At 72.5% G+C, this 19413-nt stretch carries 18 protein-coding genes; 6 read left to right on the top strand and 12 right to left on the bottom strand.

What is annotated here, in order from left to right:
- Positions 1-84 precede the first annotated feature (84 nt).
- Together ACFVS6_RS13630 and ACFVS6_RS13625 are read right to left on the bottom strand one after the other, a co-directional pair.
- Positions 85-1257 carry a helix-turn-helix domain-containing protein gene (locus tag ACFVS6_RS13630; RefSeq protein WP_281206488.1) on the bottom strand — a complete coding sequence of 391 codons (1173 nt, stop codon included), beginning with the start codon at positions 1255-1257 and terminating at the stop codon, positions 85-87.
- 376 nt (positions 1258-1633) lie between these two features.
- A complete protein-coding gene (locus ACFVS6_RS13625; RefSeq protein ID WP_389703471.1) occupies positions 1634-1957 on the bottom strand; it encodes a hypothetical protein in 324 nt (107 codons plus the stop codon).
- A gap of 425 nt (positions 1958-2382) precedes the next feature.
- Here ACFVS6_RS13625 and ACFVS6_RS13620 point away from each other — a divergent pair, with 425 nt between their 5' ends.
- Positions 2383-2913, top strand: a complete 531-nt coding sequence (locus ACFVS6_RS13620; protein ID WP_281206489.1) for a universal stress protein — start codon at positions 2383-2385, stop codon at positions 2911-2913.
- 99 nt (positions 2914-3012) lie between these two features.
- On the top strand, positions 3013-3582 hold the full coding sequence (locus ACFVS6_RS13615) for an acetate uptake transporter (protein ID WP_389703468.1): 570 nt from the start codon (positions 3013-3015) through the stop codon (positions 3580-3582).
- Between the two features lie 78 nt (positions 3583-3660).
- On the opposite strand, the gene glmS is transcribed toward ACFVS6_RS13615, so the two are convergent.
- The 3 genes from glmS to ACFVS6_RS13600 all read right to left on the bottom strand — a co-directional run bounded on the left by glmS (position 3661) and on the right by ACFVS6_RS13600 (position 6796).
- On the bottom strand, positions 3661-5478 hold the full coding sequence (gene glmS / locus ACFVS6_RS13610) for a glutamine--fructose-6-phosphate transaminase (isomerizing) (protein ID WP_281206492.1): 1818 nt from the start codon (positions 5476-5478) through the stop codon (positions 3661-3663).
- Between the two features lie 35 nt (positions 5479-5513).
- A complete protein-coding gene (locus tag ACFVS6_RS13605; protein ID WP_030008735.1) occupies positions 5514-5789 on the bottom strand; it encodes a hypothetical protein in 276 nt (91 codons plus the stop codon).
- Between the two features lie 107 nt (positions 5790-5896).
- Positions 5897-6796, bottom strand: a complete 900-nt coding sequence (locus tag ACFVS6_RS13600; protein ID WP_389703465.1) for a DUF4429 domain-containing protein — start codon at positions 6794-6796, stop codon at positions 5897-5899.
- 52 nt (positions 6797-6848) lie between these two features.
- On the opposite strand from ACFVS6_RS13600, the gene ACFVS6_RS13595 reads away from it, so the two are divergent.
- Positions 6849-8429 carry a beta-N-acetylhexosaminidase gene (locus ACFVS6_RS13595; protein ID WP_389703463.1) on the top strand — a complete coding sequence of 527 codons (1581 nt, stop codon included), beginning with the start codon at positions 6849-6851 and terminating at the stop codon, positions 8427-8429.
- Between the two features lie 165 nt (positions 8430-8594).
- Here the strand turns inward: ACFVS6_RS13595 and ACFVS6_RS13590 are convergent, their stop codons facing one another.
- The 6 genes from ACFVS6_RS13590 to ACFVS6_RS13565 form a co-directional block, all read right to left on the bottom strand.
- Complete coding sequence (locus ACFVS6_RS13590; protein ID WP_389703461.1) at positions 8595-9518, bottom strand: siderophore-interacting protein; 924 nt, start codon at positions 9516-9518, stop codon at positions 8595-8597.
- Between the two features lie 89 nt (positions 9519-9607).
- Positions 9608-10648, bottom strand: a complete 1041-nt coding sequence (locus ACFVS6_RS13585) for an ABC transporter substrate-binding protein (protein WP_389703459.1) — start codon at positions 10646-10648, stop codon at positions 9608-9610.
- Positions 10649-10808: 160 nt separating this feature from the next.
- Positions 10809-11969 (bottom strand): acyl-CoA dehydrogenase family protein, encoded by a 1161-nt coding sequence (locus ACFVS6_RS13580; RefSeq protein WP_389703457.1) that lies wholly within the window; start codon positions 11967-11969, stop codon positions 10809-10811.
- Between the two features lie 7 nt (positions 11970-11976).
- Positions 11977-12897 carry a hydroxymethylglutaryl-CoA lyase gene (locus ACFVS6_RS13575; RefSeq protein WP_389703521.1) on the bottom strand — a complete coding sequence of 307 codons (921 nt, stop codon included), beginning with the start codon at positions 12895-12897 and terminating at the stop codon, positions 11977-11979.
- 11 nt (positions 12898-12908) lie between these two features.
- The gene (locus ACFVS6_RS13570; RefSeq protein WP_389703455.1) at positions 12909-14915 is read right to left on the bottom strand and encodes a biotin carboxylase N-terminal domain-containing protein; all 2007 of its coding nucleotides are present in this window, start codon (positions 14913-14915) and stop codon (positions 12909-12911) included.
- A gap of 16 nt (positions 14916-14931) precedes the next feature.
- Complete coding sequence (locus ACFVS6_RS13565) at positions 14932-16548, bottom strand: carboxyl transferase domain-containing protein (RefSeq protein ID WP_389703454.1); 1617 nt, start codon at positions 16546-16548, stop codon at positions 14932-14934.
- A gap of 98 nt (positions 16549-16646) precedes the next feature.
- Between ACFVS6_RS13565 and ACFVS6_RS13560 the strand changes: the two genes are divergently transcribed.
- The gene (locus tag ACFVS6_RS13560) at positions 16647-17225 is read left to right on the top strand and encodes a TetR/AcrR family transcriptional regulator (protein ID WP_389703452.1); all 579 of its coding nucleotides are present in this window, start codon (positions 16647-16649) and stop codon (positions 17223-17225) included.
- 56 nt (positions 17226-17281) lie between these two features.
- Complete coding sequence (locus tag ACFVS6_RS13555; RefSeq protein WP_389703451.1) at positions 17282-18088, top strand: phosphatase; 807 nt, start codon at positions 17282-17284, stop codon at positions 18086-18088.
- A 75-nt stretch (positions 18089-18163) separates the two neighbouring features.
- Here the strand turns inward: ACFVS6_RS13555 and ACFVS6_RS13550 are convergent, their stop codons facing one another.
- Positions 18164-18817, bottom strand: a complete 654-nt coding sequence (locus tag ACFVS6_RS13550) for an O-methyltransferase (protein ID WP_389703449.1) — start codon at positions 18815-18817, stop codon at positions 18164-18166.
- A 105-nt stretch (positions 18818-18922) separates the two neighbouring features.
- Here ACFVS6_RS13550 and ACFVS6_RS13545 point away from each other — a divergent pair, with 105 nt between their 5' ends.
- Positions 18923-19348: a MerR family transcriptional regulator gene (locus tag ACFVS6_RS13545; RefSeq protein WP_389703447.1), complete on the top strand. Its 426-nt coding sequence runs from the start codon at positions 18923-18925 to the stop codon at positions 19346-19348.
- The last annotated feature ends 65 nt before the right edge of the window (positions 19349-19413 follow it).

Raw genomic sequence — 19413 nt, 5'->3', positions numbered from 1 at the left:
ACCTTATGCCGAAGGTCCCCCACATCGGTGCTCGACCGGTGCGGGGGACCTTCGTCATGGGCCGGGGCACGGCTCCCGGGGACGCTACGCGTGCTCGCGCAGCACCCTGCCGGGCGCGTACAGCTCCGTCACGCTGGGACCGGAAGCGGCCAGTGCCGCCGCCGCCCGCTGGGGCTGGGCGGTGCGCTGGTGCGGAACCGGTACGTCGGAGAGCTGCGTCACCGGGGCCACGTCGACCTGCGGGCGGCGTGCCCGGTAGGCCGAGCGGTAGGCGGCCGGGGAGGACCCCAGCTGCCGCCGGAAGTGACCGCGCAGCGCGACGGGCGAACGGAACCCGCAGCGCCCGGCGACCTCGTCGACCGAGTAGTCGGAGGTCTCCAGCAGTCGCTGTGCCTGGAGCACCCGCTGGGTGATCAGCCACTGCAGCGGCGCGCTGCCGGTGAGCGAACGGAACCGCCGGTCGAAGGTGCGCCTGCTCATGTAGGCGCGGGCGGCCAGCGTCTCCACGTCGAACTGCTCGTGGAGGTGCTCCAGCGCCCAGGCGACGACCTCGGCGAGCGGATCCGCGCCGATCTCCTCGGGCAGCGACCGGTCGAGGTAGCGCTCCTGGCCACCCGTGCGCCGCGGCGGGACGACGAGCCTGCGGGCCAGGGCCCCGGCCGCCTCGCTGCCGTGGTCGGTGCGCACGATGTGCAGGCACAGGTCGATTCCGGCCGCGGTGCCCGCGGACGTGAGCACGTCACCGTCGTCGACGAACAGCTCGCGCGGATCGACGTGGACGGACGGATAGCGCTTGGCCAGCGTCGGCGCGTACATCCAGTGCGTCGTGGCGGGCCGGCCGTCCAGCAGTCCGGCGGCGGCGAGCACGAAGGCACCCGTGCACAGACCGACGATCCGGGCCCCCTCCTCGTGCGCCAGGCGCAGTGCGTCGAGCGCCTCGGGCGGTGGCGGTGAGGTGATGGAGCGCCAGGCGGGCACGACGACCGTGCCTGCCCGGGCGATCGCCTCCAACCCGTACGGCGCGGTCAGTTCGAGTCCGCCGGTGGTCCTCAGCGGACCGTCCTCCCCGGCGCACACGAGCAGTCGATAGCGTGGAACTCCCGCGTCCTGCCGGTCGATGCCGAACACGGAAAGTGGAATGGAACTCTCGAAGATCGGCCCGCCGCTGAACAGCAGCACCGCGACGATCTCCCTGCGGCGACGCCCCGCGAGTTTCCGACCCGCGTCCGCGACGACGGCGGTGGAATCCTGGCTCATGGCGCTAAGCCCCCCTTGGGTGTCGCGACTCCTTGGTCTGGTCGCACCTGCACGTTTCCCCTCGGCCTTGCACGTGGATCCCCCGCCGTAAATACATGATCGAATCTACTGCGTCCCGTGGTGTCGGCGTGACAAGTTCAGCACGCAGCGCTATGTCGACTTGGCAACTTGGCGAAAAGCATTCGATCAGGAAGCGTTCCACTCCGCTACCCGGGTGGGAAGCGTCCTGTCCGGCCATGGCCAGTACCCATGGGGTCGTGACGCCGTCGGGGCTCTGTAGTCGCTGGTGGTAGGGGGGTTGGGGGGACATTCCGGCAAGGGGGGCACTCGATCGGGAAGTTGGCTGAAAACAACCGGGTGTGTACGTGCGAACCGGTCAGTCGTGAGGGGACGCCGGTCCGGAACCGTGGCAACCGCGGTGCGAGCCGCCCCCGGTGCGCGAGTGCCGGCCGCGGTGTCCGGACGGAAGCGGATCCTCCGCGAGCACCCGCGCGGCGGCCCGCTCGGCCTTCTCGGAGTACCGCAGCAGCACCCGGCAGGCGGCGGTGACGGCGGCCAACCCCAGGGTCGCCACGGCGGCCCCGCCGTAGGAGGTGCCGTAGACGACGAGGACCACGGGGACGAGCAGACAGCTGAAGGCGGCCCAACGGACCACGTCACCCGCCGGGTCGTCATCATGGGACGCCCTGCCGGATGGCACGGACGGGTGAAGCAGTGGATGCGCCGAGGAGGGGGAAGGAGGGGCGGACGGGGCGGACTGCGTCGGCGGAGCGGGCTGGACGGGGTGAACCGGATGGCCGGGCACGGCGTACTCCCTGCGGGCTCTTCCTGAACGGTCGGACGCCTGTCCAACGCCCGCGACAGCGCTCGGTCACTGTGTGCGGGGGTGACGGAAGGGTCCTTCGTCACTGCCTGTAGGGGACAGCGGACATTGCCAAGGCGCCGGACCTCCGGCATGCTCCCTGGGACGCTCTCCAAGGGCGGCATGCCCTGTGCAGGACAGGAGTGTCGCCGTACCCTGGTGGGTAAGGGCTTGGGAAGATGCTTCCCGGACAGAGCCCCGTCACACTGCGTCGCCGAAATCGTCCCTGTCGCTTCCCCCGAGGATCCTTCGCCGAGACATCCATGGCCGGTCACGAATTCTCCGAACCCGCGGACCGCAAGCGCAAACCTCTCGCCGACTCCGTTTCGGCCGACCTGCGCGCGGTGGAACAGACACGCCACCCCTGCGACCCTGCCTTCCGGCACGGGGTGGTGGTGGGCTTCGACGGCTCCACTTCCAGTGAGCGAGCCCTCGCGTACGCCATCGGCATGGCCCGGCGCTCCGGGTCCGGTCTGATCATCGTGCACGTGGCCAATCGGCTGCCGACCACGGTGTGGGCCGGCTGTGAGCCGCCCGTCTTCGTGGACGTGCCCGACCACCGCACCGAGGTGCTGGGGCTGGAGCTGGCCTGCGCGGACTACCTGGCCGAGGTGCCGTGGATCCTGGTCGAGCGGGGCGGGGACATCTGCCACGAGTTGGAGGAGGTCGGCCGGGAGTACTCGGCCGACGCCATCGTGGTCGGCTCCACGCACGGGATCGTGGGCCGGATCTTCGGATCGGTCGCGGGGCGGCTGGCGAAGCGGGCGCAGCGACCCGTTGTTGTCATTCCGTAACCCGCTGTATGTCGCTCGTGCGGTTGTGAACCCCCATGTAAAGGGTAGATAAATGCTGCTGGGACGCAGCAAACAACTGCAGATCGAAGGGAGCCCGCCGTGGACAATGGTGTCTCTGCGGGAAGCACGGCCTCGACCTCGACCTTGGGGCACATCGCCCTGGGTCTCACCCTTCTCGCGTTCGGTATCGGCCACACCGGCATCATCGACGGTGTGTCCGCGGCCAACTCCGTGTCGCTCGCCACCTACGTCGGCGGTCTCGCCCTGTTCGTCCTCGGACTCCTGGAGTTCCGCGGCGGCAACGGCTTCAACGGCACGGCGTTCGCGGGCCTCGGCGCCTTCTGGTTCACCTGGGCGGCCGGAGCCGACGGAAAGGTTTCGGCGGATGCCGCCGGATCCTTCCTCGTCCTGTTCGCCCTGCTCGGCCTGACCCTCACCGTGGGCGCGGCGAGCGGGCTCTTCGGTCAGGGCGTGTACGGCCTCTTCACCCTCTCCCTGCTGCTGCTCGCGATAGGCGCCTTCGCCGACAGCAGCGTGCTCGCCAAGGCGGCGGGCTGGGTGGCGGCGGTCGCCGGACTGCTCGCCTGGTACGGGGCCACCGCGGTCCTGGCGCACTGGCCGGTGGCGTTCGGCAGGTCCTCCCGCCGCGGCGCGGTCGCCGCGGGCTGAGGCGCGGGGAGCGGACACGGAGCGGCCCCCGGGGGATCCCCGGGGGCCGCTCCCGTGCGTGCGGTCCTGTCGTCCGACCTACTCGACGGTGACGGACTTCGCCAGGTTGCGCGGCTTGTCGATGTCCCGGCCCAGGGCCAGGGCGGTGTGGTACGCCAGGAGCTGGAGCGGGATGCCCATCAGGATCGGGTCCAGCTCGTCCTCGTTCTTGGGGACGAGGATGGTGTGGTCGGCCTTCTCCTGCTCCCGGTGGGCGACGGCGAGGATGCGGCCGCTGCGGGCCTTGATCTCCTCCAGCGCGGCGCGGTTCTTCTCCAGCAGGTCGTCGTCCGGGACGATCGCGACCGTCGGCATCGCCGGCTCGATGAGGGCGAGCGGGCCGTGCTTGAGCTCGGAGGCGGGGTAGGCCTCGGCGTGGATGTAGGAGATCTCCTTCAACTTGAGGGAGGCCTCCAGCGCCACCGGGTAGCCGCGGACGCGACCGATGAACATCATCGACTTGGCCTCGGCGTACTCGGCCGCCAGCTTCTTGATGTCCTCCTCGCCGTCCAGGATCTCCTGGATCTGCGCGGGCAGCTTGCGCAGGCCCTCGATGATCCGCTTGCCGTCGGTGACGGAGAGGTCCCGGATCCGGCCGAGGTGGACGGCGAGCAGCGCGAACGCGACGACCGTGTTGGTGAAGCACTTCGTGGACACGACGCAGACCTCGGGGCCGGCGTGCACGTACACGCCGCCGTCGGCCTCGCGGGCGATGGCGGAACCGACCACGTTCACCACGCCGAGGACGCGGGCGCCCTTGCGCTTGAGCTCCTGGACCGCCGCGAGCACGTCGTACGTCTCACCGGACTGGGAGACGGCGATGTACAGGGTGTCGGGGTCCACGACCGGGTTGCGGTAGCGGAACTCGGACGCCGGCTCGGCGTCGGCGGGGATCCGGGCCATGCTCTCGATGAGGCCGGCGCCGATGAGGCCCGCGTGGTACGAGGTGCCGCAGCCCAGGATCTTGACCCGGCGGATGCCGCGCGCCTCGCGCGGGTCCAGGTTCAGGCCGCCCAGGTGCACGGTGTTGAAGCGGTCGTCGATCCGGCCGCGCAGCACGCGGTCGACCGCGTCGGGCTGCTCGGAGATCTCCTTGTGCATGTACGTGTCGTGGCCGCCCATGTCGTAGGAGGCGGCCTCCCACTCCACGGTCTCGGGCGTGGCGGTGGTCGTCGTACCGCTCGTGGTGTACGTCCGGAAGTCGTCGGCCTTCAGGGTGGCCATCTCGCCGTCGCCGAGGGTGACGACCTGGCGGGTGTGGGCGACCAGGGCGGCGACGTCGGAGGCGACGAACATCTCCTTCTCGCCGATGCCGAGGACGACCGGGGAGCCGTTGCGGGCGACGACGATGCGGTCGGCGAAGTCGGCGTGCATGACGGCGATGCCGTAGGTGCCGTCGACGACCTTGAGGGCCTCGCGGACCTTCTCCTCCAGCGTCTCGGCCTGCGAGCGGGCGATCAGGTGGACGAGGACCTCGGTGTCGGTCTCCGAGACGAAGACGACGCCCTCGGCCTCCAGCTTGGCGCGCAGCTCCGAGGCGTTGTCGACGATGCCGTTGTGGACGACCGCGACCTTGTTCTCGGCGTCGAGGTGCGGGTGCGAGTTGATGTCGCTCGGGGCGCCGTGGGTGGCCCAGCGGGTGTGCGCGATGCCCGTGGTGCCGGCGAAGCGCTTGGGGACGCGGGACTCCAGCTCACGGACGCGACCCTTGGCCTTGACGACCTTCAGGGCCGCCGACTTCGGGCTGTTGACGACGATGCCCGCCGAGTCGTAGCCGCGGTATTCCAGCCGCTGGAGTCCTTCCAGCAGCAGCGGTGCCACGTCGCGCTTGCCGATGTAACCCACGATTCCGCACATACGGTATTGCCCCTCCTGAAGTTCGGATGCCGTGCTCAGCCGTAGACGATGCGGCGCAGCTGCCGGAGGGAGAGCTCCGGGGGCGCCACGGCGCGGTGCGGCAGTTCTGCCGCGATCCGTTCGAAGATCTCGGCGTTGACCGCTCCGCCGGACTGCAGTTCGCGGTGGCGGCGCCGGACGAACTCCTCGGTCGTCTCGTCGAAGTAGGCGAGTACGTCGAGCACCACCCGGGCGGCCTCGCCGCGCTGTAGCGCGGTGCTGCGCACCAGGTGGTCGACGAGGTCGTCATGCGACGGGCGGCGGTCGAGCACTCGTAGATATTGACCGGCAAACGGGCGGAACGCAAAGATCCTGCCCGGAATCGGGCAGGATCTCGCTGGTCTGGACCAGAGGAATGGGTGATTCCGGCTCGGGTCGGTCAGAAGCGACTCAAAATCGCCGCTTTTGCCAGGGCGAACTCCTCGGCGGTCAGGATGCCCGTCGTGTGCAGTTCGCCCAGCTCGCGCAGGCGGCGCAACAGGGCGTCGTGGTCGTCGCCGGCAGGGGCCGGCGAGGGGAGGGCGGCCGGGGCGGGCGCCGCCGGGACGGCGGGGGCGGGGGCGGACGCGGCGGCGGCAGCAGCCGGGTGGGGCAGTCGGACCGCGACCGCGGCGGCGGCCAGCGCCATCAGCGGGTCCTTCTTGAGCCCGAAGATCTCCACCGTGTAGGGGTCGTACTTGGGCGGGCCGGCCGAGGGCACGCCCGCCAGGGCGAAGCGCAGCCAGCCGTTCTCCAGTCCCCGGGCGGGGACCCACTCGACCGACCTGAGGTCCGCCGTGCGGAAGGTGCGCGACCCGCCGGAGGTCTTGGCGTCCTCGGCGGTCCAGCTCCACTGCAGGGTGACGGCGTCCCCGTCGAAGGTCACCGTCCCGTCGCCCGCGCTCACCGAGATCGGCACCGCGGGGCCGGGCATCAGGTAGGCGTCCGACGGTCCGGATTCGACCTGGTCCAGCAGCAGGGCGTTGCGGACCTCGTCGACGAAGTACTCGGCGACGCCCGTGCGGTCCGGCTCGACCGTCAGCCGGTACGGGTCCGAGCCCTCCGGGAGCCGTCCCCCGGTGACCTGGAGGAGCGGGTCCGCGCCGTCACGCAGCCGCAGCCGCAACCGGCCCGCCTTGCGGCCCGGTTCGTGGCTGATCCCCGCTATCGCGCGCAGGGGCACGGTCACCTCGCCGAGGTGCTGGCGCAGCAGGGACACCCCCTTGTCGCGGCCCGGCACGATGCGCACCGCGTCCCCGTCGAAGGTCCACGTACCGTCCTTCTGGATGATTTCCGCCATCCGGCGATTCTCCCATCGTCACGGCCCGCCGTTTGGTCTATACCTGGGCTGCATGAGAGTCCTGCGACGCACGCTCGGCACCCTCCTCGTCCTCGGCGCGGCCGTCTCCTGCACCGCCGCCCACGGCGACGACGCCAAACCCGGCGGCCCGCGCGCCGCCGCCCTCGCCCCCTACGACCGGCTCCTGCCGGCCCCCGCCTCCGCCCGCGCCGAGGGCGCCGGGTACGCCTTCGGCGCCGGCACGGTCATCCGTACCGGGGCGGGCGCGTCCGAGGAGGTCCGTCAGGTCGGCGAGCTCCTCGCGGAGCAGTTGCGGGGGCCGAGCGGGCTGCCGCTGCCGGTGGTCGACGGGCAGGAGGGGGACGGGATCCGGCTGCTCCTGGACGAGGGCGCCCAGGACTTGGGGGCGGAGGGCTACCGGCTCCGGACGACCGCCTCGGGGGTGACGTTGACCGCCCGGACCCCGGCGGGGCTCTTCCGCGGCGGGCAGACGCTGCGACAGCTGGTGCCGGTGCGCGGGACGGGTGAGGTGCCGGGCGGCACGGTCACGGACGCGCCGAGGTTCGCCTACCGCGGGGCGATGGTCGACGTGGCGCGTCACTTCTTCCCGGTGGAACAGGTGAAGAGGTACGTCGACCAGCTCGCCCAATACAAGATCAACACGCTGCACGTGCACCTGACCGACGACCAGGGGTGGCGGATCGCGATCGACGCGTGGCCGCGGCTCGCGGAGCACGGCGGCGGCAGCGAGGTCGGTGGCGGCCCCGGCGGCCACTGGACCAAGGAGGAGTACCGGGACCTGGTGGAGTACGCGGCCCGCCGGTACGTGGACGTGGTCCCGGAGATCGACATGCCGGGCCACACGAACGCGGCGCAGGCGTCCTACGCCGAACTCAACTGCGACGGGAAGGCGCGGGAGCGCTACACCGGGGTCAAGGTCGGCTTCAGCTCCCTGTGCGTGGGCGACGAGCGGACCTACGAGTTCGTGGACCAGGTGCTGGGCGAGATCGCGGAGCTGACCCCGGGGAAGTACCTGCACATCGGGGGCGACGAGGCGCACGCGACGCCGGCCGCGGACTACGCGGCCTTCATGGACCGGGCCCAGGAGGTAGTCGCCCGGCACGGGAAGACCGTCGTGGCCTGGCACCAGCTCGCGCAGGCGCGTCCGACGGCGGGCGCGGTGATCCAGTACTGGGGACACGACCGCACGCCGGCCGCGGAGAAGGCGGCCGTGGTGGCGGCGGCGAAGGCCGGGAACCCGGTGATCCTGTCGCCGGCGGACCGGGCGTACCTGGACATGAAGTACGACACGACGACGAAGCCGGGGCTGGCGTGGGCCGGGTACGTGCCGGTGGAGCGGTCCTACTCGTGGGACCCGGGGACCTATCTGGCCGGGGCTCCGGAATCCGCCGTCCTCGGAGTGGAGGCGCCGCTGTGGACGGAGACGATCTCCGCGCGGGGCGACTGGGAGCTGATGGCCTTCCCCAGGGTGCTCGGGGTGGCGGAGCTGGGCTGGTCCCCGGCGGGGGCGCTGGGCTGGACCTCGTACCGCGAGCGGCTGGCGGCGCAGGGGCCCCGGCTGGACGCCCAGGAGATCAACTACCACCGGGCGCCGGACGTCCCCTGGTCCTGACGGGTCGGGACGCGAAGGGGGAAGAGCAGCGGGCGGGCGATCGAGGGACCGTATCGATCGCCCGCCCGGGCTTGCTCCACCGGCAGGGGCAGGTCCCGTGACGGTGTGTTGTGTTTAGGTTAGCCTAACCTAAATGGAAGGGCAAGGGTGTGGGCGCGGCTTCCGCTACAGCTCGGAAGCGGGTTCCTCGCTGGGGGCCCGGCCCGCGTACGCCTCCGCGAGGAGCTGCTCCTCGCTCGCGCCCAGCCGCCAGTAGCCGGTGAAGCGGATCGCCCGACGGTCCACGGAACGCTCCCGCACGAGGTGCCGGCGCACCTCGCGGACCGTGCCCGCCTCGCCCGCCACCCAGGCGTACGGGGCCTCGGCCGGGGGCAGGGGCGCGGCGCGCAGCGCGTCCAGCACCCGCTCGGTCCGCCCGCGGCCCGCGGCGTCCCCGCGGACGATCCAGGTGATGTCCGCGTCGGCGAGCGTCGTCAGGTCGAGGCGGTCGCCCGCGTGCGGAACCTCGAACCAGGCCCTGACCCGGGTGCCGGCGGCGAGCCGGTCCAGGATCGCGGCGGCGGCGGGCAGCGCCGTCTCGTCCGCGTACATCAGGATCGCGTCGGCCCCCGCCGGCGGCTGGAAGCGGACGGACTTGTTCTGTGCCACGGCCGGGCCGATCGCCATGATCCGGCGGCCGGTGACGGCACGTCCGGCCCAGTCGGACGCCGGGGTCCCCGCCCCGGGGGCCGCCGCGCCGGGGCCGTGCAGGACGAAGTCGATGTCCAGCTCGACCGCGCCCCCCGGCGCACGCCGCTGCCCGCGCACCGTGTACGAACGCATCACCGGGCGCTCCTCGTCCGGCATCCCGCGCCAGGCCGCGAACCAGGTGTCCTCGTCGGTCGAGGGCAGTTCGGTGTGCTCCCGGTGGGGCGGCGGCAGGAACAGCGACAGGCTCTGGTCGAAGCCGCCCGAACGGAACTCCGCGAGGGCGTCGCCGCCGAAGGTGACCCGCAGGAACGAGTGGCCGAGCCGCCGGGTGCGCAGGACTTCGAGGACGAAGAACCGGAAGTGCGCGGCGGCCGGGACGTCGGATGCTGCGGCGGTCATGCGGGTCCCCCCAGGGGTTCGGGTACGGGTTCGCCCCGGGAGCCGGCGGGTCGGGCCGGTCCCGGGGCGGTGGCCGGAGCCGGGTCGCGTCAGCCGACCTTCTTCGCGTTCTGGATGGCCTTGGCGAGGTCCTCCAGGATCTGGGCGCAGCGGTCGTACGAGTAGATCGGCTCGGTCACGCGCGGGGTGATCTGACCGGCCTTGACGGCGGGCAGCTCGGCCCAGGTCGGCTTCGCCTTCAGCTGCTCCGGCTGGAGGGTGCCGGTGCGGTTGTCGAGGAGGACAAGGTCGGCCTTGTACTTGCCGGCGTTCTCCCAGCTGAGGCTCTCGAAGAAGCCGCCCTCGACCTTGTCGGGGGTGACGAACTCGACGCCGAGCTGCTCGAAGTACTTGAGGTCGGCGGAGGTCTTCGGGGTGGAGACGTAGAACAGGTCGGCGGAGCCGGAGCCGACGAGCACCTTGATGCCCGGGTTGGCCTTGGTGGCCTCGCGGACCTTGGCCGAGGCGGCCTCGAAGCGGGCCTTGGCGTCGACGGTGGTCTTGGAGTTCATGTCGGCGCCGAGGGACTTGGCGAGGTCCGCGGTGCGCTCCAGGGCCTTGTCCAGGGTGGCGTTGCCGCCCACGGAGATCGCGGCGGCCGGGGCCAGCTTGAGGATCTTGTCCTTGGAGGCCTCGGGCACGTACCAGTACGAGCCGTCCCAGGTGTTGGTGACGAGCAGGTCGGGCTGGAGGGCGGCGTACTTCTCGACGTTGAACTCGTCGTAGACGTTGCCGAGGATCTCGACCTTGGATATGTCCAGCGAGCCGGCCTGGACGTCGGGCTTGCCGTCCGCGGTCTTCGTGGGGCCGAAGACGCCCTTGACCTTCACGCCGTAGTCGTTGAGCGCGGCGGCCGTGCCGGTGAACGCGACGATGTTCTTCGGGGTGGACTTGGCCGTGACGTCCTTGTCCAGGTCGTCCTTGAAGCTCCACGGGCCGGCGGGGGCGGAGGCGGCGGCCTTGTCCTTGCCCGTACCGTCCTTCGCCGCGTCGGTGCTCCCGCACGCGGAGAGGACCGCGACGAGGCCGAGGGCGCCGCCGGCGGCGATGAGGCCACGACGGGAGAGGGAGGAGGTCCGGGGCTTGGGCATGTCAAGGTCCGCTTTCGTGCGTGCGTGCGAGGCGACCACAGGGCCGTTCGCCAGGAAGGCTAGCCTAACCTTCCCCGAAAGCGCGAAGAGCGCACTGCCGTGCGGGCCCGGGCGGGCGGACCGACCGCCCGGACACCCCACTGCCGCGAAGGGGTCGTTCCTAGCCCCCGAAGCCCAACTCGCGGGCGATGAGCATGCGCTGCACCTCGCTGGTGCCCTCGCCGATCTCCAGGATCTTGGAGTCGCGCCACATGCGGGCCACCGGGTACTCGTTCATGAAGCCGTAGCCGCCGTGGATCTGCGTGGCGTCGCGGGCGTTGTCGACCGCCACCGTCGAGGAGTACAGCTTCGCGATGGCCGCCTCCTTCTTGAAGGGCTCGCCCGCCACCAGCCGCGAGGCCGCGTCCCGCCAGCCGATGCGCGCCATGTGGGCGCGCGTCTCCATGTCCGCCAGCTTGAACTGGATGGCCTGGTTGTCGCCGATGGCCTTGCCGAAGGCGTGCCGCTCCTTCGCGTACTTCACCGACTCGTCCACGCAGCCCTGCGCCAGACCGGTCGCGAGCGCCGAGATGGCGATGCGGCCCTCGTCGAGGATCCGCAGGAACTGCGCGTAGCCGCGGCCCTCCTGGCCGACCAGGTTGGCCAGCGGCACCCGCACGTCGCTGAAGGACAGTTCGCGGGTGTCCGAGGAGTTCCAGCCGACCTTGGAGTAAGGTGCCGCCACCGTGAAGCCCGGGGTGCCGGACGGGACGATGATCGAGGAGATCTCGGGTCGGCCGTCGGCCTTGCGGCCCGTCACGGCGGTGACGGTGACCAGACCGGTGATGTCCGTACCGGAGTTGGTGATGAAGCACTTCGAGCCGTTGATGACCCACTCGTCGCCGTCACGGACGGCGGTGGTGCGGGTGCCGCCCGCGTCGCTGCCGGCGCCCGGCTCGGTCAGGCCGAAGGCGCCGAGGACCTCGCCGGAGCACATCTTCGGCAGCCACTCGCGCTTCTGCTCCTCCGTACCGAACAGGTACAGGGGCATGGCGCCCAGGGAGACGCCGGCCTCCAGGGTGATCGCGACCGACGAGTCGACGCGGGCCAGCTCCTCCAGGGCGATGCCGAGGGCGAGGTAGTCGCCGCCCATGCCGCCGTACTCCTCGGGGAAGGGCAGGCCGAACAGGCCCATGCGGCCCATCTCGGCGACGATCTCGTACGGGAACTCGTGCCGCTCGTACAGGTCGCCGATCTTCGGGGCGACGACGTCGTGGGCGAACTGCTCCACCGTGCGGCGGAGTTCCTCGTGCTCGGGGGTGAGCCGGTGGTCGAGGGACATGGTGTGACTACTCCTTGTGGGAGAGGGCGCGGACGGTACGGGAGGGGCTGGGGCGTCCCAGCTGTTCGGCCATCCACACGCTCGTGGCGGTGAGGGCGGCCAGGTCGACGCCGGTCTCGATGCCGAGGCCGTCGAGCATCCACACCAGGTCCTCGGTGGCGAGGTTGCCGGTGGCGCTCTTGGCGTACGGGCAGCCGCCGAGGCCGCCCGCGGAGGCGTCGACCGTCGTCACGCCGTGCTGGAGCGCGGCGAGGGTGTTGGACAGGGCCTGGCCGTAGGTGTCGTGGAAGTGCACGCCGATCCGGTCGGTGGCCACGCCCCGCGCGTTCAGCTCGGAGAGCAGGACCTGGACGTGCCCGGGGGTGGCGACGCCGATGGTGTCGCCGAGGCTCAACTCGTCGCAGCCGAGGTCGAGGAGGGCCTTGGCGACCCCGGCGACCCGCTCGACCGGAACGGCGCCCTCCCACGGGTCGCCGAAGCACATCGACAGGTAGCCCCGGACGTGCGCCCCCTCCTGCTTGGCCCGGGCCACGACGGGCTCGAACATGGCCAGGGACTCGGCGACCGTGCGGTTCAGGTTCCGCGCGGCGAAGGTCTCCGTCGCCGAGCCGAACACCGCGATGCGGGTGGCCCCGAGGGCGAGCGCCCGGTCGAGGCCGCGCTCGTTGGGGACCAGGACGGGCAGCGCCGCCCCGACGTCGGCGAGCAACGGGAAGAGCTGCTCGGCGTCCGCGAGCTGCGGAACCCACTTCGGGTGGACGAAGCTGGTGGCCTCGATGGTGCTGAGGCCGGCGGCCGCCAGGCGGTGCACGAACTCCGCCTTCACCTCCGTGGGGACGGCGCTCTTCTCGTTCTGGAGCCCGTCGCGCGCGCCGACCTCGTGGATCCGCACCCGGGCGGGCAGCCCGGCGGGGGCCGGGACGGTCATCGGCAGCCCGTTCACTCGCCCGCCTCCTCGTCGGCGGTGACCACGGCCAGGACCTGGTCCATGGCCACGGTGGTGCCGGGCGAGACGTCGAGTTCGGTGACGGTGCCGGCGTGCGGGGCGGAGATGACGTGTTCCATCTTCATGGCCTCCACCACGAGCAGGCTCTGACCCGCGACGACCTTGTCCCCGACGGCGACCTTGACGACGGTCACGGTGCCGGGCATGGGAGCGGCGAGGGTGTCGGCCCCCGCGCTGGCCCGGCCCTGGGCGGCGACGGGGTCGTGCCGCTGGAGGTGCCAGGAGTCGCCCGAGCGGCCCAGCCAGGTGCCCTCGGGGGAGGGGGCGCAGCTGAACGTGTGGGTGACGCCGTCCAGTTCGACGGTCACCCGGTCCGAGGTGCGGGCCACGATCCGGCCGTGGGCCGGGGCCGCGGCGCCGTCGGAGGCGGGCGTCAGCAGTTCCGTGCCGGCGCCGGACGGGCGGGTGCGGACCTCCACCGGCTCCTGGCCCGGGAGCCGGAAGTGGTGGACGGTCCAGGCCGGGGTGCCGCCGAGGCGCCAACCGTCGGCCACGTCGAACGGGTCGACCCAGCCGGGCGTCCGCGCCAGCGGGGCGGCCGCGAGCAGCGCCGCCGCCGCGTACACCTCCGGGGGCACGCCGTCGGGCAGGAGCTCGGCGAGGTCCCGCTCGACCAGGCCGGTGTCCAGGTTGCCCGAGACCACGTCCGGGTGGGCCAGGAGCCTGCGCAGGAACCCGGTGTTCGTCTGGACGCCCAGGATCACCGTGTCCGCCAGCGCCCCGCGCAGTACCCGCAGGGCGGCGGCCCGGTCCGGGCCGTACGCGATCACCTTGGACAGCATCGGGTCGTACGTGGAGCCGGTGTCGACGCCCGCCGTCAGCCCCGAGTCGGTGCGCACCGCCCCGCCCGACGGCTCGGAGAGCGCGAGGACCGTACCGCCGGAGGGCAGGAACCCGCGGGCGGGGTCCTCGGCGCAGACGCGGGCCTCGATCGCGTGGCCGGTCAGCGTGACGTCGGCCTGTCCGAAGCCCAGCTCGGCGCCGGAGGCGACCCGCAGCTGCTGCTCGACCAGGTCCAGGCCGGTGATCAGCTCCGTCACCGGGTGCTCGACCTGGAGGCGGGTGTTCATCTCCATGAAGTAGTAGGACGACGGGTCCTCGCCGGGGACGATGAACTCCACCGTGCCCGCGCCGACGTACCCGCACGAGCGGGCGGCCTCCACGGCCGCCGCGCCCATCGCCGCCCGCGTCCCCTCGTCGAGGAGCACCGACGGGGCCTCCTCGATCACCTTCTGGTGGCGCCGCTGGAGGGAGCACTCGCGCTCGCCCAGGTGCACCACGTTCCCGTGGCCGTCGGCGAGCACCTGGATCTCGATGTGCCGGGGCCGGTCGATCCACCGCTCCACGAGCAGGGTGTCGTCACCGAACGAGGACTTCGCCTCGCGCCGGGCCGCCGCGATCTCCTCGGCCAGCACGGCCTCGTCGCGGACCAGCCGCATGCCCTTGCCGCCGCCGCCCGCCGAGGGCTTGAGCAGGACCGGCATGGCGATCTCGCGCGCCGCGGCGACGAGTTCGGCGTCGGTCAGGCCGCTGCCGGAGGAACCGGGCACCACCGGGACGCCGGCGGCCTTCACCGTCTCCTTGGCGCGGATCTTGTCGCCCATCAGGGAGATGGCGGAGGCGGGCGGACCGATGAAGGCGAGCCCCGCCTCCTCGCAGGCCCGGGCGAAGGCCGCGTTCTCGGCGAGGAAGCCGTAGCCGGGGTGGACGGCCTCGGCGCCGGTGCGGCGGGCCGCGTCGAGCAGCCGCTCCACGGACAGGTAGCTCTCGGCGGCCGCCGCCGAGCCGATCCGGACGGCCGTGTCGGCCTCCCGTACGTGCCGGGCGTCGGCGTCCGCGTCGCTGAAGACGGCCACGGAGCGGACGCCGAGTTCCCGCAGGGTGCGGATGACCCGGACCGCGATCTCGCCCCGGTTCGCGACCAGAACAGTGCTGAACATCAGTGAGGTCCTCACGTCACATACGGAAGATGCCGAAGCCCGACTCGCCCAGGGGGGCGTTCGCGCACGCGGTCAGGGCCAGTCCCAGCACCTGCCGGGTCTCCATCGGGTCGATGACCCCGTCGTCCCACAGCCGGGCCGTGGCGTAGTACGCGCTGCCCTGCTCCTCGTACTGCGCGCGGACCGGGGCCTTGAAGGCCTCCTCGTCCTCGGCGGGCCACTCCTGGCCGGCGCCCTCGATCTGGTCCCGCTTGACGGTGGCCAGGACGGAGGCGGCCTGCTCGCCGCCCATCACCGAGATCTTGGCGTTGGGCCACATCCACAGGAACCGGGGCGAGTAGGCCCGCCCGCACATCGAGTAGTTGCCCGCGCCGTACGAGCCGCCGACGACCACGGTCAGCTTCGGGACCCGGGTGCAGGCGACCGCCGTGACCATCTTGGCGCCGTGCTTGGCGATGCCGCCGGCCTCGTAGTCCCGGCCGACCATGAAGCCGGAGATGTTCTGGAGGAACAGGAGCGGGATGCCGCGCTGGTCGCACAGCTCGATGAAGTGCGCGCCCTTCTGGGCGGACTCGGAGAACAGGATGCCGTTGTTGGCGACGATCCCGACCGGGTGGCCGTGGATCCGCGCGAAGCCCGTGACCAGGGTCTGGCCGTATTCGGCCTTGAACTCCTGGAAGCGGGAGCCGTCGACGATCCGTCCGATGATCTCGCGGGCGTCGTACGGGGTGCGGGAGTCGACGGGGACCGCGCCGTACAGGCCGTGCGGGTCCACCTTGGGCTCCTCGGGAGCCTCGACCGACCAGGGCAGGGCCCCGCGCTCCGGCAGGGTCGCCACGATGTTCCGGACGATCCGCAGCGCGTGCGCGTCGTCCTCCGCGAGGTGGTCGGTGACGCCGGAGACCCTGGAGTGGACCTCGCCGCCGCCCAGTTCCTCGGCCGTGACGACCTCACCGGTCGCGGCCTTCACCAGCGGCGGGCCGCCGAGGAAGATCGTGCCCTGGCCGCGCACGATGACCGCCTCGTCGCTCATCGCCGGGACGTACGCGCCGCCCGCCGTGCAGGAGCCGAGGACGGCCGCGATCTGCGGGATCCCGGCCCCCGACATGCGGGCCTGGTTGTAGAAGATCCGGCCGAAGTGCTCCCGGTCGGGGAAGACCTCGTCCTGCATGGGCAGGAAGGCGCCGCCCGAGTCGACCAGGTAGAGGCAGGGGAGACGGTTCTCCAGGGCCACCTCCTGGGCGCGCAGGTGCTTCTTGACGGTCATCGGGTAGTAGGTGCCGCCCTTGACCGTGGCGTCGTTCGCGACGATGACGCACTCGCGGCCGCTGACCCGACCGATGCCGGCGATCACCCCGGCGGCCGGGGCCGCGCCCCCGTACATGCCCTCCGCGGCCAGCGGGGCCAGTTCCAGGAACGGGGATCCCGGGTCCAGGAGGGCGTCCACGCGGTCGCGGGGCAGGAGCTTGCCGCGCGCGGTGTGGCGGGCGCGGGCCCGCTCGCCGCCGCCGAGCCGGGCCGCGTCGAGCCGGGCGCGCAGGCCCTCGGTCAGCTCGCGGTGGGCGGCCTCATTGGTCCGCCAGGCCTCGGACGCCGGGTCCGCGGCGCTCGTCAGCACTGGTGCCTGCTGCATCGGTCGAGCTCCCTTGCTCGGTGCATGCTGTTAGTGAGCGTTAACACTCTCGCCATCAGGTTAACGAGCGCTAACGGCCCTGTCTAGAATGGATTCCCATGAGCACCAGAGCGGCCGCCCCGACCCGTCGCGAGCAGATCCTCAGTGAGGCCGCTCGTCTCTTCGCGGAGCGCGGCTTCCACGGCGTGGGCGTGGACGAGATAGGGGCCGCGGTCGGCATCAGCGGCCCCGGCCTGTACCGGCACTTCGCGGGCAAGGACGCCATGCTGGCCGAACTGCTCGTCGGCATCAGCGAGCGGCTGCTGACCGGCGGCCGGCGGCGCGTCGAGGAGGCCGCCGGGGACCCGGTGGAGCTCCTCGCGTCCCTCGTCGAGGGCCACATCGACTTCGCGCTCGACGACCGGGCGCTGATCACCCTCCACGACCGGGAGCTCGACCGCCTGCGGGACGCCGACCGCAAGCTCGTGCGCCAGCTCCAGCGCCAGTACGTGGAGCTGTGGGTCGCGGTCGTCCGGGAACTGCACCCCCGGGTGGGCGAAGCGGAGGTGCGCGTCTCCGTGCACGCGGTCTTCGGCCTGCTCAACTCCACCCCCCACCTCGCGGCCCTCGGCCGTGACGCCACGGAGTCCCTGCTGAGGCGGATGGCGAACGGGGCCTTCGAGGCGCTGTCGGACTGAGGTCGGGTGTCCGACGTCCGGGACGGAGCAGACGGCTCCGGTCGGACGGCGGCAGAATGGGCGGCATGCCGATAGAGACGCCCGTACCCACCCGTGCCGAACTCGTCGAACACCTGGTCCGTACGCGGATCGCGGGGGAGGTCGCGACCCCGCGCGAGAACAACCTGAGCCACTACCGCAAGCTCGCCAACGGGGACCGCCACTACTGGCTGGGCCTGGAGCTCGGGGACCGCTGGAGCGACGAGCAGGACGTGCTCGCGGTCATGGCGGAGCGCTGCGGGGTCGTGGACGACCCCTCGCACCGCTTCGGCCAGGACACCATCGACCCCGAGCTGACCGTGTCCGGCCTCGAACGGCTCGCCGCGCGCCTGCGCAAGGCGGCCCTCGACCGCCAGCGCGTCCTCTTCGCCACCGGCCACCCCGGCGGCCTCCTCGACGTCCACCGCGCCACCGCCGACGCCCTGCGGGCGGCGGGCTGCGAGATCGTCGTCATCCCGCGCGGCCTCACCGCCGACGAGGGCTCCGTGTGGCAGTTCGCGGGCGTCGCCGTGCAGGAACGCGGGGCCACCCTGTGGCACACCCACTCGCCGGCCCCGATGGCCGCGATCCTCGACGGGCTCGCCGCCGAGGACCGGCCGCTGCCGGACCTCGTCGTCGCCGACCACGGCTGGGCGGGCTGCGCGGCCCAGCGCGGCCTCGACGCCGTCGGGTACGCCGACTGCAACGACCCGGCGCTCTTCCTCGGCGAGGCCGAGGGCACCCTCCAGGTGGCGGTCCCGCTGGACGACCACGTACGCGACCCGCGGTTCTACGACCCCATGACGGCCTACCTGCTGGCCACGGCCGGCCTGCTCGACGACTGAGCCGGCCCCGGGCCGGGCGAGCGGGTCGGCGCCCGACGGGGGTCGGCGCCCGACGGGGCCGGCGCCTCACGGGGGTCAGCGCTTGACGCACAGCGCCGTTTCGCCGAGGGAGTGCGTGCGCCAGCGCGCCGGGTCGGCGAGGTGGTCGCGGACCTCGGCCGACGGACCGAGGACGAGGTTCCCGGCGATCAGCGTGCCGCCGGGGCGCAGCAGCCGGTGCAGGTCGGCGACGACCCGCGCGGTCGGGGTGAAGCCGTCGAAGAAGGCGAGGTCGTAGCCGCCCGCGTCGAGCCCGGGCAGGACGTCCTCGGCGGCGCCGCCCAGCACCGTCACCCGGTCGCCGAAGCCGCGGCGGGCGATCTGCTCCCGCGCGAGCCGGACGTGGGCGGCGTCGAACTCGACCGTCTCGACGTGTGCGAGCGGCGCCGCGTCCGCCATCGCCATCGCCGTGTACCCGAGCGCCGTGCCCACCTCGACGATCCGCAGGGCGCCCACCGCCGCCGCGATCGTGGCGGGCAGCGAGCCCTCCCCGTACGCGAACGCCCCGCACCGGTGCGCCCGGCGGTGCCGGCGCGTCGCCTCCTGCACGTCGGCGAACGCGTCCGGTACGTCGACCGGGTGCCGGACGGCCGCCAGCACGGCCACCGCGGCGGTCCGCATCCGGTTCCGACGGGTGGTCCTCGCAGCCGTCCCGACGCCCGCTCCGCTGTTCGTCCCGCTGCTCGTCATCGTGTGCTCCCAGGGGTCCGGGGCGGGCCCGCGCCGCGCCTCCCGACGGGTACCGTGGCACTTGAAGCGAACTTCAAGTCAAGGGCCGACGACGGGGGCGCACGCGTGGACCGCGAAACACCGCAGCGGGCGCGACCGGCGGACGCCGGGGGCCTCCTCGACATCGCCGAGGTGGCCGCCGCCACGGGCGTGGCCCCCTCGGCCCTGCGCTACTACGAGCGGCTCGGCCTGCTGGAGCCCGCGGGCCGGCACGGCCTGCGCCGCACCTACCGCCCCGGCGCGGTCGACCGGGTGGCGCTGATCCTGGCCGCCCGGGCCAGCGGGTTCTCGCTCGCCGAGGTGGCGGAACTGCTGGCGGGCGACCCCGAGGAGGTGCGCCCGTACCTGACCGGCCGGATCGAGGTCCTCGACCGGCGGATCGAGGAGATGCGACAGGCCCGCGCCCGCATCAGCCACGCCCTGACCTGCGAGCATCCGTCCCTGCTGGACTGTCCCACCTTCCGGGCAGGGCTGCGGGACCTGCTGCCGTGACCGCGGGACCCGCCGCTCCTGCCACCGCCCCGGCCGTCGTTGCCGCGGGACCGACCCCGGCGGTG

This window comes from Streptomyces sp. NPDC057939, from assembly GCF_042887545.1.
GTDB lineage: Bacteria > Actinomycetota > Actinomycetes > Streptomycetales > Streptomycetaceae > Streptomyces.
The sequence above is the reverse complement of the archived record's forward strand: the minus strand, read 5'-3'. Positions and strand labels throughout refer to the sequence as shown.

Bases quoted from the DNA above. Each gene is read 5' to 3' on its own strand.
- ACFVS6_RS13630 (WP_281206488.1), bottom strand. From the start codon at position 1,257: ATGAGCCAGGATTCCACCGCCGTCGTCGCGGACGCGGGTCGGAAACTC.
- ACFVS6_RS13620 (WP_281206489.1), top strand. From the start codon at position 2,383: ATGGCCGGTCACGAATTCTCCGAACCCGCGGACCGCAAGCGCAAACCT.
- glmS (WP_281206492.1), bottom strand. From the start codon at position 5,478: ATGTGCGGAATCGTGGGTTACATCGGCAAGCGCGACGTGGCACCGCTG.
- ACFVS6_RS13600 (WP_389703465.1), bottom strand. From the start codon at position 6,796: ATGGCGGAAATCATCCAGAAGGACGGTACGTGGACCTTCGACGGGGAC.
- ACFVS6_RS13595 (WP_389703463.1), top strand. From the start codon at position 6,849: ATGAGAGTCCTGCGACGCACGCTCGGCACCCTCCTCGTCCTCGGCGCG.
- ACFVS6_RS13590 (WP_389703461.1), bottom strand. From the start codon at position 9,518: ATGACCGCCGCAGCATCCGACGTCCCGGCCGCCGCGCACTTCCGGTTC.
- ACFVS6_RS13585 (WP_389703459.1), bottom strand. From the start codon at position 10,648: ATGCCCAAGCCCCGGACCTCCTCCCTCTCCCGTCGTGGCCTCATCGCC.
- ACFVS6_RS13580 (WP_389703457.1), bottom strand. From the start codon at position 11,969: ATGTCCCTCGACCACCGGCTCACCCCCGAGCACGAGGAACTCCGCCGC.
- ACFVS6_RS13575 (WP_389703521.1), bottom strand. From the start codon at position 12,897: ATGACCGTCCCGGCCCCCGCCGGGCTGCCCGCCCGGGTGCGGATCCAC.
- ACFVS6_RS13570 (WP_389703455.1), bottom strand. From the start codon at position 14,915: ATGTTCAGCACTGTTCTGGTCGCGAACCGGGGCGAGATCGCGGTCCGG.
- ACFVS6_RS13565 (WP_389703454.1), bottom strand. From the start codon at position 16,548: ATGCAGCAGGCACCAGTGCTGACGAGCGCCGCGGACCCGGCGTCCGAG.
- ACFVS6_RS13560 (WP_389703452.1), top strand. From the start codon at position 16,647: ATGAGCACCAGAGCGGCCGCCCCGACCCGTCGCGAGCAGATCCTCAGT.
- ACFVS6_RS13555 (WP_389703451.1), top strand. From the start codon at position 17,282: ATGGGCGGCATGCCGATAGAGACGCCCGTACCCACCCGTGCCGAACTC.
- ACFVS6_RS13550 (WP_389703449.1), bottom strand. From the start codon at position 18,817: ATGACGAGCAGCGGGACGAACAGCGGAGCGGGCGTCGGGACGGCTGCG.